The sequence below is a fragment of the Luteolibacter ambystomatis genome, from assembly GCF_018137965.1.
Lineage (GTDB): Bacteria > Verrucomicrobiota > Verrucomicrobiia > Verrucomicrobiales > Akkermansiaceae > Luteolibacter > Luteolibacter ambystomatis.
In genome coordinates this window covers 1395037-1409100 of the sequence record NZ_CP073100.1, presented here as the reverse complement: position 1 = coordinate 1409100, position 14064 = coordinate 1395037, and the positions used below count along the sequence as shown (strand labels likewise).

Below are 14064 nucleotides of genomic sequence, written 5' to 3'. Positions count from 1 at the left end.
AGTCAGCGCTTGGGGAGTTTCTTCAGGACCTCGACAAGGAGATCGACCTCATCGTGCGTGTTATAGAATGCCAGCGACGGCCGGACCGTAGTCTCCAGACCGAAGTGACGTTGCGCGGGCAGCGCGCAATGATGGCCCGCCCGCACCGCGATGCCATGTTGGTCCAGATGTTGGGCGATCTTGTCGTTTGGAATTCCCGGGATCACGAACGACAGCACGCTGGCTTTGTTGGCTGCGGTGCCGATCGGCTTCAATCCAGTTACGGTGGCGAGCGCCTCCATGGCATATTCGAGCAACGAGTGCTCATACGCCGCCAGCGCGGGAATCCCCAAGGCCATCAGGTAATCGACGGCCGCACCAAGACCCACCACACCCGCAATATCCGGAGTGCCTGCTTCGAATTTCTCCGGCACGCTCTGGTAGATCGTTCGCTCGAAGGTCACATCCTTGATCATGTGTCCCCCGCCCTGCCATGGAGGCATGGCTTCCAGCAGGTGCCGCTTCGCATACAGCGCGCCGATGCCGGTGGGACCGAAGATCTTGTGCGCGGAGAAGACGAAGAAATCCGCATCCAACGCCGTGACGTTGATCGGGATGTGCGGCGTCGATTGCGCGCCATCCACCACCACCGGCACGCCATGAGCGTGCGCGAGCTGAATGATCTGCTCCACCGGATTCACCGTTCCCAACGCGTTCGAAACGTGGGTGATGGAGACGATCTTCGTCCGCGGATTCAGCAAGCGGACGAACTCTTCGAGAATCAATTCCCCGCGATCATTGATCGGCACCACCCGGATCACCGCGCCCGTTTGCTGCGCGAGCAGTTGCCACGGCACGATGTTCGCGTGGTGCTCGAGTGTCGTGAGGATGATCTCGTCACCCTCTCCGATGTTCTGGCGACCGTAGCTGTTCGCGATCAGGTTGATCGCTTCCGTGGTGCCTCGCAGGAACACGATCTCGTGCTTGTCCGCGGCTCCCAGAAAACGCTGTACTTTCTCACGCCCCGCCTCGAAAAGCGCCGTCGAACGTTCCGCGAGCTGGTGCGCCGCACGGTGGATGTTCGAGTTGTCCCGCGAATAGAATGACGAGGTCGCATCGATCACCGCATGCGGCTTGTGCGTGGTGGCGGCATTGTCCAGCCACACCAAAGGTCGACCATTGACCCGCTGATGCAGCGCCGGGAAATCCTTCCGGATCGCGCTGACATCGAAAGGACTCAACCCGGCGACTCCTGATGCAACGGCCTCTTCCGTCATTGGCGCGGATAGATCCCGTACTCCCTGAAGGAAATAGTACTGCGTTTCATTCGCACCGGGAACAGACGCGGGCGGTTCCGGCTCCGGCCGCCAATTCCGGTCCGCGGGCAGATCCCGGCCACGCGACTCCGCCACGTGACCATGCAGGCCGTCCGCATACGAACGCGGCTCGCCAAACTCATACGAATCCGCCGAGCCGCTCTCGTGGCCGCCGGAGTCCGCGTAGTCATCCACATCCCCGGGTGCCGCCCCCACCACGGTGGGATGCACAGGCGGCGTGGCTGACGACGCTGCTGTTGGAAACCCACCGGACAAACCGGCTTCCGGTTTCTCCGCCACGGTCTCACGGGAAACCAACGGCAAGTCCGGAGCCTGTACCGGAGATTGGAAGTCTTCGCGGAAAAACTCATTGGCCAGACGACCGATCAGTTCCGTACCGAAAGGATCTCCCGGCACGGGACTGCCGGAGCCGGGCAGCTCAAGCCTTGGGATAGACATACTCATGGTAGTTCCCGATGAAGACATCGTCCAGACGCGCGATGGCATCCTCGCCCAGCACGGCCACGGAGAAGTAGCGCGTCACCAGATGTGAGGCCAGCGACCGCTCGTCGGTTCCCATGTAGCGCACGGAGAGTCCGGGTTCGATCTCACCGGTGACACCAGCCTTCTGGAGACCAACGACACCGCGCTGGTTCTCACCGACGCGTACCAGCAGGAAGCTGGTCTTTCCGGAATCATCGACCGCAATCTTGCTGGTCGGGATGAGCGGGATGCCGCGCCAGGTGATGAACGGCGAGCCGAAGAGGGTCACGGTTGGCGGCGGCACGCCACGGCGGGTGGCCTCCCGGCCGAATGCCGCGATGGCCTTCGGATTGGCGAGGAAGAAAGCGGGCTTCTTCCATACCTTCGCCAGCAGTTCATCCAGGTCATCCGGCGTCGGCGGACCGCTGCGGGTCTTGATCACCTGTTCCGGAGCCACTTCATGGAGCAGGCCGAACTGCGGATGGTTCAGCAGCTCCCATTCCTCGCGCTCCTTTACGGCTTCCACCGTCAGGCGCACCTGCTCGCGGAGCTGGTCGATGGCATTGCTGTAGAGATCGGTGATCCGGGTGTGGGTGTGAAGTACGGTCTGGATCGTACTAAGATGGTGCTCGCGCGGATCTTCCTCGTAGTCGACAAAGGTCGCGGGGAGTTTCGGTTCGCCGTCATCGACGGTGAGCAGGTCGAGCGTCGGCGCGCCCTCCTTCTGCTTCACTCGGTTCACACGATAGACGCCGCCGTCGACATCGACGTACGGCAGCAGCTTCAGCAGCCACCGCGGCGTGATCTCATCCCACTGCGGCGGGGTGACGGTCGCGGTGGCGAGGTTGCGGGCGGATTGGGCGCTCAGGCTCAAGGGAGCGGAGGATTGGGGCTGTGGACTCATGGAGAGATGCAATCAATGGGATGGAGACATGCGGGCACACGGCCGCGCGGAGGAGAAACGGACGGACGCGAAAACCCGGCGGACGAAAGCCGTCCGGGCAGCCGTCAGAAGCGGCAACAACAGCCCCATGACCTCGCTGCGAGGGACCGGGCGGAAATGGACTTCACGGAATAAATGGGCAAATGAGGGATGGGGTTGCGCGAGTTCTTGAACCGCGGCCTCCCTCCGGTATTCCGGTCAGTCGGTCGTTTTCCATCCCAGTGCCACGTTCAACACGTGGATCACCAGACGGAACAGCGCCACGAAAGCCGAATTGTTGGACTCCGTCAAACCCAATCACCCTTGGCACCGCACGCATGTATCGGGACCTCTCCTGAAAAAACCTTTCGCAAAATCATTTGCCCGCGGCCCCCGGCGGGCTACATCCCCCGGCGTGACATTCGATTTCGACACGCCGATCAACCGCAAGGGAACGGGCTGCATCAAGTTCGACCGCCGTCCGGAGCTCGACCCGTTCTGGGTCGCGGACATGGATTTCGCCTCCGCCCCGGAAATTCTGGAAGGCATCCATCGCCGCGTCGACCACGGCATCTTCGGCTACGCGCAGGCACATGAAGGCCTGAATGAAGCCGTGCTCGAATACCTGGAGCGCCGGATCGGGGTGAAGACTCCGCTGGCCCATGTCGTCCACCTCGGCGGTCTGGTGCCCGCGCTTTCCCTCGCCACACGCGCCTTCTGCCAGCGCGGCGAGGCCGTGATGACCTGCACGCCGGTCTATCCGCCCTTCCTCAATGTCCACAAGGACGCGGGCGCGGAACTGATCACCGTGGATCACACCTTCGAGGATGGCCGCTGGACCTTCGACTGGGCGGCGATGGAGCGCGCCGTCACGCCGCAGACCAAGGTCTTCCTGCTCTGCAATCCGCAGAACCCGCTGGGCCGCGTCTTCAGCCGTTACGAGTTGGAGAAACTCGCGATCTTCTGCGAGGAAAACGACCTGATCCTGGTCTCGGACGAGATCCACTGCGACCTCGTGCTGGATGAGGCCGCCACACCGCATATTTCCGCCCTGACGTTTCCGGAGGAATTCCAGAAGCGCACGATCACCCTGCTCGCCCCGAGCAAAACCTGGAACATCGCGGGCCTCGGCTACGCCTTCGCCGTGATCCCGGACGATTCCGTGCGCCGCCGCTTCAACGCCGCCAAGGGCCACACCCTCACGGAGATCAGCGCCCTTTCGTACCACGCCGCCGAGGCCGCCTACCGCCATGGCGAGCCGTGGCGCCAACAACTCATCGCCTACCTGCGCCAGAACCGCGACACGCTGGTCGATTTCATCCGCGACCGCTGCCCCGGCCTGATCATCCACCCCGGCGAGGCCACCTATCTGGCGTGGATCGATGCCCGCGCGCTCGGCCACGACAACCCGGCGCTGTTTTTCGAAAAGAATGCCGGGCTGTTCCTCTCGGATGGCGCGTTCTTCCAGTGGCCGGGTTGGATCCGCTTCAATTTCGGCTGCCCCCGCGCCCGCATGCTGGAGGGCCTCGAAAAGATCGCCGCCGTGCTCTAACGGCCGATTTCTTGCTTCGATTTTCCGAAATACCACCGCATCCTCCCGCCATGGCACGTCTTCCGCGCTTTCTCGCCGCCGCGTTTCTGACCCTCACCGCCGTCACCTCGGCGGATCACGTCATTCTCACCGGCGGACCAACGCTTCGGCGCTGGGAGAACCTGCGCACACCGGAAGACCAGCACGACCGCTGGTGGGCGAATTTCGTGCGAGCCTCCACCCTGCGCATGGCGGAGATCCGCACCGCCTACGGCAAGGATGCCCCTCTCGTCTGGATCGTCTATCAACCCGCCTACGCCGCGCGTGGCCGGGAAGACGGCAAGCCCTACACCACCTGGCTCACCGAACTCGCCGCCGCCCGGCGTGCCACGCTGATCTGGGTCAACAGCGGCGGTGATGTGATCCGCGCGATCAACAACCGCCCCAGCGGCTCGATCCAGACCTTCGACTACTTCGGCCACTCGAACCGCTATTGCTTCATGTTCGACTACGGCAATGAGGTCATGGCCGCCAGCACCTCGTGGCTGCACCAGAACGACCTGGGTCGGCTGCGCTCCTCGGTCTTCGCCAAGAACGCCTATTGCAAGAGCTGGGGCTGCCACACCGCGGAAAGCATGAGCGACAAGTGGAAGGCCGCCACCGGCACGGCGCTGGAAGGCGCACGCGGTGCCACCAATTACGATCAGGTCGGCCAAGGCACGTTGCCTGTCGCCTCCGGCGGCTGGATCCGTTGATCCCCTGCTCGCTCCTGTTTTCCGACCTTCGATTGATTTCCCGTCATGACATTCTCCGAGCTCAAGCGTCTCCACTCCCTCCCGTTTTTCGAACTGCTCAAGCAGAGCCGCGCCGTTCATGAGGCGAACTGGCCGGAATCGGAGGTCCAGCTTTGCACCCTGCTTTCCATCAAGACCGGCGGCTGCTCGGAGGACTGTTCCTACTGCGCCCAGTCCGCCCGTTACAACTCGGGCATCGAAATCGAGCGCCTGATGAGCAAGGACACCATCATGGAGCGCGCCCGCGCCGCCCGTGAAACCGGCTCCACCCGCTTCTGCATGGGTGCCGCCTGGCGCGGTGTCCGCGGTGGCACGCAGCGTTTCGAACAGGTGCTCGACATCGTCCGCGATGTCTCCTCGCTCGGCATGGAGGTCTGCGTGACCCTCGGCGAACTCGGTCCCGACGAAGCCGTGGCCCTGAAGGAAGCCGGCGTCACCGCCTACAACCACAATCTCGACACCTCGCCGGAGCATTACCCGAACATCGTCACCACCCATACCTACGAGGACCGCCTGCGCACGATCTCGAACGTGCAGAAGGCCGGCATGTCGGTGTGTTGCGGAGGCATCCTCGGCCTCGGTGAAACCATCGACGACCGTCTGAAAATGCTGGAGGTCATTTCCAGCTTCAATCCGCAGCCCGAGAGCGTGCCGATCAATTCGCTGATGCCAATGCCCGGCACTCCGCTCGCGGAGAATCCGCAGGTCGATCCGCTCGACCTGGCCCGCATGATCGCCGTCACCCGCATCGCCATTCCGAAGGCAAAGGTCCGCCTGTCCGCGGGTCGCACCCGTCTCTCCGACGAAGCCCAGGCCTTGTGCTTCTTTGCCGGTGCCAACTCGATCTTCTACGGAGACAAGCTCCTCACTGCGAAGAACCCGGCGGTGGAAAAGGACCGTGCGCTGCTTTCCAAGCTGGGCCTCGGCACCCTCGCTCCGAATCCGGCGCTGACCGCTCCGGAAGCCGATCCCGAGCAGCCTCTGTCCCCGGCCTGCGAAACCGGCAGCCATTGCGGTTGCTGCTGAGAGGGCATTTGCGGAAAAGGGATGGTCGTTGGAAGAAAGGGCTCTTCCCCGCACGCAAGGCAGGAGCCTCGCGCTACCATGGTCCAATTGACACGATGCCGCCCAGCGTTTACGCCGGGCGCATCGAACGACCGCTTTCCATCACCGGACTCGGGATGCTTTCCACGCTGGGCGACGGCCCGGCGGCTCATCTCGATGCGATCTCGCGGAATTCACCGGCATTCCGTCCGCTGTCCGGTCTTCTCGGAGCGGGCAGTCCCCATGCCGCCACTCCCGCCGGTTGGATCGAGCAACGGGAACTCCTGACCCACCGCAAGTGGAGTCCCGCCTCGATGGCTGCACTCCATGTCGCCCGCCAAGCCATCGCCGCCGCCGGATGGACTCCGGAAGATTGCCGCCCCGCCGCCGTGGTCGTTGGCACCAGCCGGGGCAATGCCGCCGGATGGCTCTCTCCGTGGCCCGGTCGCCGCCCCTTCAAACTCATGGCGGCGAGCAACACCATCCACAGCGAACCCGCCGCCGCCATCACCATCGAGCTCGGCATTCACGGCCCTTATCATGTGCTGGCCAGCGGTTGCTCGGCAGGCCTTGACGCCCTCGGCATCGCCACCTTGCTGGTCCGCAGCGGAGTGGTCCCGCGTGCGCTGGCTGTGGCCGTGGATCTGCCTCTGGTCCCCCTGCTGTTGGACAGCTATGCCGCCTCCGGGCTGCTGGCCTCGGCTCCACAGGTGGACCCTTACCATCCCTCCTCCGCCGGTTTCATTCCGGGAGAAGGAGCCGCCGCGATTGCCATCGACGCCACCCGCTCCGGGACGCCATGGATCCTGGACTACACGGCCAACTCGGATGCCTGCGATCCCATCGGCATCCCGAAGGACGGCGGCGGCAGCGGCGATCTACTCATCGCCGCCCGCGGGCGCCACGGAGACCCCGCCGCGCTCTGTCCCCACGCCACCGGCACGGCAGTCCATGCAGTCGCCGAGCCCGCCGCACTGATACGTGCCTTTGAAAGCACTCATCTTCCCACCCTTCATTTCCTGAAGCCCTTCACCGGCCACACCATCGGGGCCAGCGGGCTGTTGGAAACCGCCATCCTCGCCGCTTTTCTCCAGCAGAAAAAACTTCCGCCCAATCCCCGCGGCCTGGCCACCCCGCCTGACTTCATCGCTCCAGATACGGCACTGGACGCCGACGGTACGGTCTTCAAACTCTCCCACAGCATGGGCGGCCACAACGCCCTCCTTGTCCTATCTCCACCATGAGCACTGATCTGCGACTTGAGGTTTCCGTCGATGACCAGCAAATGCGTGTCTTTCGGGGCACGGATATTGTCCGCACCTATATCATTTCCACCGCCACCAAAGGCGTGGGATTCCAACCCGGCAGCTTCCGCACCCCGACCGGTAACTTCAAGATTACCGATAAGATTGGAGCCGATGCGCCGACCGGCACCATCTTCAAGGCACGCGAACCGCAAGGCGTGTGGACCACAGACAGCCCGCCCACCTGTGACGATCTGATCCTCACCCGCATCCTGCGGATCTCCGGCCTCGATCCGGAGAACGCGAATTCCTACGACCGTTACATCTACATCCACGGCACCAACCGCGAGGATCTGCTGGGCCAGCCGAACAGCCACGGTTGCATCCGCATGGGAAACGCCGATGTCATCGAGCTTTTCGACCTCGTAGAACCCGGTGTTCCGATGACAATCACGCCGCCCTCCAACCATCGCGGCAAATTGTTCTTCTTCGACTGCGACTCCACCCTCTCCACCATCGAGGGCATCGACGAACTCGCCCGCGTCCGTGGCGAGAAAGTGTATCAGGACGTCGTGGCCCTGACCCATGCCGCCATGAATGGTGAGATTCCTCTTACCGATGTCTTCCCGCGCCGCATGGAGATCATCCAGCCGGACCTCGAAACCTGTGAAGCCGTGGCCAGCCTCTATATCGAAACCATCACTCCCGGGGTGCGCGAACTGGTGGAGCGCCTCAAGGCGGATGGCTGGACTCTGATCATCCTCTCGGGTGGCTTCGCCCCCCTGATCGAGCCGCTGGCACGGGAATTGGGCATCGATCACGTTGAGGCGGTCCCCCTCCACCTCGATCCTGAAGGTCGCTATGCAGGATACGGCAGTGATTATCCAACGACCCGCAATGGTGGTAAAAATGAGATCATCCGGGAATGGAAGGCCGCGCTCCGCCCTAACAAGGTCGTCATGATGGGCGATGGCGTGTCCGATTTGGAGACCAAACCGGACGTCGATCTGTTCATCGGGTTCGGCGGCGTAGTTCGCAGACCACTGGTAATGAATGGGTCTGATCTCTGGATCGAAAAAATGTCCGATTTTGCGACTGATAGAATCTGATCTAACGGTTTCTTTTTCGCTCGTAATTTCACTGATAACATTTCGGCCTAAAAATCGAGATTTGACTTGTCATGCAGGCCCCGGGGGTGTCTGGTTGAAGGGTCATGAGCACCAACACCAACGTCAACGCAGCCAAGGGCAAGCGTTACACTGACAAGGAGAAGAGCGAGATCCTCGCGTTCGTCGACAAGGTGAACGCCGAAAAGGGCCGTGGCGGCCAGAGTGCCGCCGCCAAGAAATACAAGATTTCCCAGCTCACCATCTCGAGCTGGCTGAAGTCGGGAATCGGTTCCGGCCCTGTTGCCAAGGGCAACGGCGGTGCGAAGGGCGGCATCAGTTCCAAGCTTGCAAAGCTGGCCAACCTGGCCTCGCAAATCGAGAAGACCGAGAAGGAACTCGGCAAGCTTCAGGCCCAGTTCGAGGCCCTCAAGAAGTCTCTCTAACCGGGTAGATCCCTACTCTTTCCAGCAGGCACGGCCGCCGCCCTTTCCGGGGCAGGCGGCTTTGTCGTTCCGGGATGTGAGGCCATCACCATGCCACGCCGGTTTCAACGTGGCTCCATTGCATGGAATCTCCCTCAAAGACAAACTTCCCTAGGAATGTCTTGTCTTCGAGGAGTAAAGGCAACCAGTGAATATCATCTTCCCACATCCGTTGATACGGAATGGATTGCAGAGAATACCAGAGCGGAACCGCCTCCTCCGTTTCGGTGGGCGTCCCGGTAAAATCGTCAGCCCGGTAAACATGACATAGAATGTCGGGTATGTCGCCCATCGAGAACCACAGCTCGCCGAGTTTACGTGGATTGATGGGTAAAACACACAGTTCCTCCTGGGTCTCCCGCATCACCGATTCCAGCGGGGTTTCGCCGGCATCGATCTTGCCGCCGGGACCATTGATCTTCCCCGCCCCCAGTCCGCGTTTCTTCTCAATGAGGAGAATCCGGCCATCCTTCACGATGAACATCAGGGTCGCCGGAATGACGGGGGTCCAGGTGGTCCAATCGACGGGTGAGGAAATAAAGCTCATGGGGGCTTGCGGGAAGGCGGACCGAGGGAAGACACTTTGCCGGACCGAGGGAACAAAAAAGACCACGGATCCGACCGGCTGTACCGGCTTGATCCGTGGTCGTTGAATCAGGAGCGGGTGTGGCGGTCAGGCGCTCGCGGCGGCGTAGGCCTCCACCGTGTCACAGGTGCAGACCAGGTTGCGATCGCCATGGACGTTGTCCACGCGGCCCACGAACGGCCAGAACTTGTGATTGCGGAGCACCGGCAGCGGATAAGCCGCCTGCTCGCGGGTGTAGGAGTGCTCCCACTTGTCGCCGCAGACCATGTCCGCGGTATGCGGAGCGTTCTTGAGCGGGTTGTCGGAGGCATCGGACTCACCATTGATCACCGCCATGATCTCGCCGTGGATGGCGATCATGGAGTCGCAGAAGCGGTCGATCTCCACCCGGGCCTCGGACTCGGTCGGCTCGATCATGAGCGTGCCACCCACCGGCCAACTCATGGTCGGAGCGTGGAAACCGTAGTCCATGAGGCGCTTCGCCACATCCTCGACGGTGATACCGCTCTTGTCGCTGAGCGGACGGACGTCGATGATGCACTCGTGGGCCACCAGGCCGTTCGGCGCGGTGTAGAGAATCGGGAAGAACGGCGCGAGGCGCTTGGCGGTGTAGTTCGCATTCAGGATGGCGGTGCCGGTGGCCTGGGTGAGGCCTGCCGCGCCCATCATGGCGATGTACATCCATGAGATGGTGTTGATCGAAGCGCTGCCCCATGGAGCGGAGCAGACGGTGCCGCTGGTACCCGGCAGCTCGCCGTGTCCCGGTAGATACGGGACGAGCTGCGGAGCCACGCCAATCGGGCCGACACCCGGACCACCACCGCCGTGCGGGATGCAGAAGGTCTTGTGGAGGTTCAGATGGCAGACGTCCGCACCGATCCGGCCCGGGCTGGTCAGACCGACCTGGGCGTTCATGTTCGCGCCGTCCATGTAAACCTGGCCACCGGCGGCGTGGATCTGCTCGCAGATGGAAACGATCGTTTCCTCGAACACGCCGTGGGTGGACGGGTAGGTCACCATCAGCGCGGCAAGGTTGTCCTTGTGCTCCTCAATGCGGGCGGCGAGGTCGGGCATGTCGATGTTACCCTTCTCATCGCACTTCACGCCCACGACCTTCATGCCGACCATCACGGCGGACGCCGGGTTGGTACCGTGCGCGGAAACGGGAATGAGGCAGACGTTGCGGTGGGCATCGCCATTGGCGAGGTGGTAGCGGCGGATCGCCAGCAGACCGGCGTATTCACCCTGCGAGCCAGCGTTCGGCTGGAGCGACACGGCGGCAAAGCCGGTGATGTTCGCGAGCCAACCCTCGAGCGTCACGAGCATCTCGCGATAGCCTTGGCTCTGATCGGCCGGGACGAAGGGGTGGATCGAGGAAACCTCCGGCCAGCTCAGCGGCATCATCTCCGCGGTGGCGTTCAGCTTCATCGTGCAGGAGCCCAGCGCGATCATCGACTCGTTCAGAGCGAGGTCGCGGGACTCGAGACGCTTCATGTAGCGCAGCATCTCTGTCTCCGAGTGGAAGCGGTTGAAGGCGGCCTGCGTGAGAAAATCGGACGTGCGGGAAAGACCGGACGGCCAGGCAGGACCGCTGACAATCGGCAGCTCCCCTGCTCCACCGAAAGCGGAGAGGACGACGAGCACGTCTCCTTCCGTGGTGGTTTCATCGAATGACACGCCGACGTGGTCGGCATCGATCTCACGCAAGTTGACACCGGCGCGGCGGGCACCTTCGTGGACCTCGGAGGCCTTGCCCGGGACCTTCACCACCAGCGTGTCAAAGAACGCGCCGGACTCGGTCTCGATGCCGACGTTTTCCAGCAACTTCTTGAGTTGGACGGTGCGGCTGTGGACGGTGCGGGCGATGTGCTTGAGGCCTTCCGGACCGTGATACACGGCATACATGGAAGCCATCACCGCGAGGAGCACCTGGGCGGTGCAGATGTTGGAGGTCGCCTTGTCGCGGCGGATGTGCTGCTCCCGGGTCTGGAGCGAGAGGCGGTAGCCGGGCTTGCCACGGGAATCGATGGACACGCCGATCAAGCGGCCCGGCATCTTGCGCTTCAGCTCGTCCTTGCAGGCCATGAAGCCCGCGTGCGGACCACCGAAACCCATCGGCACGCCGAAGCGCTGGCTGCAACCGACGCAGATGTCCGCGCCGAATTCACCCGGCGCCTTGAGCACGGTAAGAGCGAGAATGTCCGCAGCCACGATGGTCACCGCTCCAGCAGCCTTCGCGGTTTCGAAGAAACCGGTGAAGTCATCGATCCGGCCACGAGTGTCCGGATACTGGACCAGCACGGCGAAAAGGTTCGGCACGGAGGCCGGATCGAACTTCTCCCAATCGCCGACGATGATCTCGATGCCCAGCGGCTCGGCGCGGGTCTGCACCACGTCGATCGTCTGCGGATGGCAGCGGTCCGACACGAACATCGCGCGTCCCTTCGGCTTGGCGGACAGTGCCAGGCTCATCGCCTCGGCGGCAGCGGTGCCTTCATCCAGCAGCGAGGCATTGGAAACGTCCAGCGCGGTGAGATCGGTGATCATCGTCTGGAAGTTCAGCAGCGCCTCCAGGCGCCCCTGTGCGATCTCCGCCTGATACGGCGTGTAGGCGGTGTACCAGCCCGGATTCTCCAGGATGTTGCGGCCGATCACGTTCGGCACGTGGGTGCCGTAGTAGCCCTGGCCGATGAAGGACTTGAGGACCTTGTTCTTCGAGAAGATGGACTTCAGCCAGGCAAGCGCCTCCTGCTCGGAACGCGCGGGCGGAAGATCCAGCGGAGCGGTCAGGCGGATGCCTGCCGGAACAGCGGCGTCGGTGAGGGCTTCGAGAGAAGCAAAGCCAACGGTGGCGAGCATTTCATCGCGTTCGGTGCCGACGGGACCGAGGTGGCGGCTGAGGAAGTCAAGACGAGCGGACATGGTGCAAAAGGGTAAAATGGAAAGGGCGAAGGCGCGCCGGAGAAGCGGAGCGCCTTCGCAAAAGCAGGGAATGTTCGGAGGACCTTGGGATCAGCTGATCTGGGCGATGTAACCTTCCGGAGTCAGGAGGGACTCGACGTCGGCGGTGTTCTTCACGCGGAGCTTGAAGATCCAGCCCGCGCCATAGGGATCGGTGTTCACGAGGGCCGGGTTGGCCTCGACTTCCGGATTCACCTCAACCACCTCGCCGCCGATCGGGGCGTAGATGTCGCTGGCTGCCTTCACGGACTCGACCACGGCGGTCGGGTCGCCGGCATCGACAGCGCGGCCCACGGCGGGAAGCTCGACGAACACGACGTCGGTCAGCTCTTCCTGGGCGTGGTCGGAGATACCCACGGTGGCGATGTCGCCCTCAAGGCGGACCCATTCGTGGGAGGTATTGAAACGGAGGTCTGATGGAACGTTCATAAACAAAGCAGGAACGGGGTGATGTCAGGCTTTCGCGGCGGGCTTGTAAAACGGTTTCTTCACGACTTTCGCGGGGAACTGGCGCCCCCGGACGTCGATGCGGACTTCCGTCCCGATCTTAGTCCACGCGGAGGGCAAATAAGCAAGTCCGATGCCGGTTCCGAGGCTGGGAGAATGCACCCCGCTGGAGAGTTCGCCGAGGGCTTCACCTTCCGGTGAGAACACGGCGTAGTGTGCACGCGGCGGCGCGCCCTTGTCGGTGTATTGGAGGGCCACCAGCTTCACGGCCGGGCCTTCCGCCTTCTGCTTCGCGAGGGTCTCTCGACCGATGAAGTCGCCCTTGTCCAGGTCCACGAAGAATCCAAGGCCCGCCTCGATCGGCGTGCGGTCCGGAGCGAGGTCGTTTCCATTGAGCGGATAGCACATCTCCAGGCGCAGGCTGTCGCGGCAGCCGAGGCCGCAGGGCTTCGCTCCGGCGGCGACGAACTTCTTGAGCCACTCGCCACCTTCTTCCGCCGGGCTGAAGAACTCGAAGCCGTCCTCACCGGTGTAGCCGGTACGGCAGACGATCGAGCCGGTGGAGGTCTTGGAAATGCCGTTGCGTGGCGGCAGGGTTTCGCCAGGGCAGACCACGGCAAAGACAGCGGAAGATTCCGGTCCCTGCACGGCCATGCCAGCCCACAGTTCGCTCTCGTTGCGCAGTTCGATGGACTCCGGCTGATGCTTCGCAAACCACGCGAAATCCTCTTCGATCATCGAGGCATTCACCACCAGGAAGAAATCGTTTTCACCGGTGCGGTAGATGATGAGGTCATCGATCACGCCGCCGTGGCCGTTCAGAAGAAAGGTATACTGGCCTTCGCCGATGCCGAGCTTGGCCACGTTGTTGGCGAGCATCTTGTTCAGCCACTCCAGCGAACCTTCTCCCGAAACCAGGAACTGGCCCATGTGGGAGATATCGAACACCCCGGCCTTGGTGCGGACGGCGGAGTGCTCATCAAGGATCGCGGTGTACTGCACCGGCATGTTCCAGCCGGCAAAGGGCACGAGCTTCCCACCCAGCTCAATGTGGGCGGCTTCCAAGGGACTACGTTTCAACAAATCGGACACGCGCGGGAGACTGCTCCCCCACCCCGCTCTTGTCAACCGGCCGGAACCGGCAATCCTTCCCGCCGTATGGGATG

12 protein-coding genes are annotated in these 14064 nt (G+C 62.8%); 6 read left to right on the top strand and 6 right to left on the bottom strand.

Annotated elements, in window-relative coordinates:
• Window positions 1-2: 2 nt before the first annotated feature.
• Window positions 3-1754, bottom strand: a complete 1752-nt coding sequence (locus tag KBB96_RS05435; RefSeq protein ID WP_211633204.1) for a cysteine desulfurase — start codon at window positions 1752-1754, stop codon at window positions 3-5.
• A complete protein-coding gene (locus KBB96_RS05430; protein ID WP_211633202.1) occupies window positions 1735-2682 on the bottom strand; it encodes a family 2A encapsulin nanocompartment shell protein in 948 nt (315 codons plus the stop codon). The genes KBB96_RS05435 and KBB96_RS05430 overlap by 20 nt, the downstream gene beginning before the upstream one ends.
• Window positions 2683-3115: 433 nt before the next feature.
• On the opposite strand from KBB96_RS05430, the gene KBB96_RS05425 reads away from it, so the two are divergent.
• The 6 genes from KBB96_RS05425 (at window position 3116) to KBB96_RS05395 (ending at window position 8865) form a co-directional block, all read left to right on the top strand.
• Window positions 3116-4252, top strand: coding sequence for a MalY/PatB family protein (locus tag KBB96_RS05425; RefSeq protein WP_211633200.1), 1137 nt, complete (start codon window positions 3116-3118; stop codon window positions 4250-4252).
• 50 nt (window positions 4253-4302) lie between these two features.
• Window positions 4303-4986, top strand: a complete 684-nt coding sequence (locus KBB96_RS05420) for a hypothetical protein (RefSeq protein WP_211633198.1) — start codon at window positions 4303-4305, stop codon at window positions 4984-4986.
• A gap of 45 nt (window positions 4987-5031) precedes the next feature.
• The gene (bioB, locus tag KBB96_RS05415) at window positions 5032-6051 is read left to right on the top strand and encodes a biotin synthase BioB (RefSeq protein WP_211633196.1); all 1020 of its coding nucleotides are present in this window, start codon (window positions 5032-5034) and stop codon (window positions 6049-6051) included.
• A gap of 95 nt (window positions 6052-6146) precedes the next feature.
• Window positions 6147-7313, top strand: a complete 1167-nt coding sequence (locus KBB96_RS05410) for a beta-ketoacyl synthase N-terminal-like domain-containing protein (RefSeq protein WP_211633194.1) — start codon at window positions 6147-6149, stop codon at window positions 7311-7313.
• Window positions 7310-8422, top strand: a complete 1113-nt coding sequence (locus KBB96_RS20955; protein WP_226373649.1) for an HAD-IB family phosphatase — start codon at window positions 7310-7312, stop codon at window positions 8420-8422. Before KBB96_RS05410 ends, KBB96_RS20955 begins: the two co-directional genes overlap by 4 nt.
• A gap of 104 nt (window positions 8423-8526) precedes the next feature.
• Window positions 8527-8865 (top strand): hypothetical protein, encoded by a 339-nt coding sequence (locus tag KBB96_RS05395; protein WP_211633192.1) that lies wholly within the window; start codon window positions 8527-8529, stop codon window positions 8863-8865.
• Window positions 8866-8950: 85 nt separating this feature from the next.
• Here KBB96_RS05395 and KBB96_RS05390 read toward each other — a convergent pair whose 3' ends face one another.
• The 4 genes from KBB96_RS05390 to gcvT form a co-directional block, all read right to left on the bottom strand.
• Window positions 8951-9451, bottom strand: coding sequence for an 8-oxo-dGTP diphosphatase (locus KBB96_RS05390; RefSeq protein WP_211633189.1), 501 nt, complete (start codon window positions 9449-9451; stop codon window positions 8951-8953).
• A gap of 126 nt (window positions 9452-9577) precedes the next feature.
• Window positions 9578-12412 (bottom strand): aminomethyl-transferring glycine dehydrogenase, encoded by a 2835-nt coding sequence (gcvP, locus tag KBB96_RS05385; protein ID WP_211633186.1) that lies wholly within the window; start codon window positions 12410-12412, stop codon window positions 9578-9580.
• A gap of 90 nt (window positions 12413-12502) precedes the next feature.
• Window positions 12503-12880: a glycine cleavage system protein GcvH gene (gcvH, locus tag KBB96_RS05380; RefSeq protein WP_211633183.1), complete on the bottom strand. Its 378-nt coding sequence runs from the start codon at window positions 12878-12880 to the stop codon at window positions 12503-12505.
• A gap of 24 nt (window positions 12881-12904) precedes the next feature.
• Entirely contained in the window at window positions 12905-13990 is a 1086-nt protein-coding gene (gene gcvT, locus KBB96_RS05375) for a glycine cleavage system aminomethyltransferase GcvT (protein ID WP_211633181.1), read from the bottom strand.
• Window positions 13991-14064 lie beyond the last annotated feature (74 nt).

Bases quoted from the DNA above. Each gene is read 5' to 3' on its own strand.
- gcvP (WP_211633186.1), bottom strand. From the start codon at position 12,412: ATGTCCGCTCGTCTTGACTTCCTCAGCCGCCACCTCGGTCCCGTCGGC.
- KBB96_RS20955 (WP_226373649.1), top strand. From the start codon at position 7,310: ATGAGCACTGATCTGCGACTTGAGGTTTCCGTCGATGACCAGCAAATG.
- KBB96_RS05390 (WP_211633189.1), bottom strand. From the start codon at position 9,451: ATGAGCTTTATTTCCTCACCCGTCGATTGGACCACCTGGACCCCCGTC.
- KBB96_RS05430 (WP_211633202.1), bottom strand. From the start codon at position 2,682: ATGAGTCCACAGCCCCAATCCTCCGCTCCCTTGAGCCTGAGCGCCCAA.
- KBB96_RS05395 (WP_211633192.1), top strand. From the start codon at position 8,527: ATGAGCACCAACACCAACGTCAACGCAGCCAAGGGCAAGCGTTACACT.
- KBB96_RS05410 (WP_211633194.1), top strand. From the start codon at position 6,147: ATGCCGCCCAGCGTTTACGCCGGGCGCATCGAACGACCGCTTTCCATC.
- gcvH (WP_211633183.1), bottom strand. From the start codon at position 12,880: ATGAACGTTCCATCAGACCTCCGTTTCAATACCTCCCACGAATGGGTC.
- KBB96_RS05420 (WP_211633198.1), top strand. From the start codon at position 4,303: ATGGCACGTCTTCCGCGCTTTCTCGCCGCCGCGTTTCTGACCCTCACC.
- KBB96_RS05435 (WP_211633204.1), bottom strand. From the start codon at position 1,754: ATGTCTATCCCAAGGCTTGAGCTGCCCGGCTCCGGCAGTCCCGTGCCG.
- bioB (WP_211633196.1), top strand. From the start codon at position 5,032: ATGACATTCTCCGAGCTCAAGCGTCTCCACTCCCTCCCGTTTTTCGAA.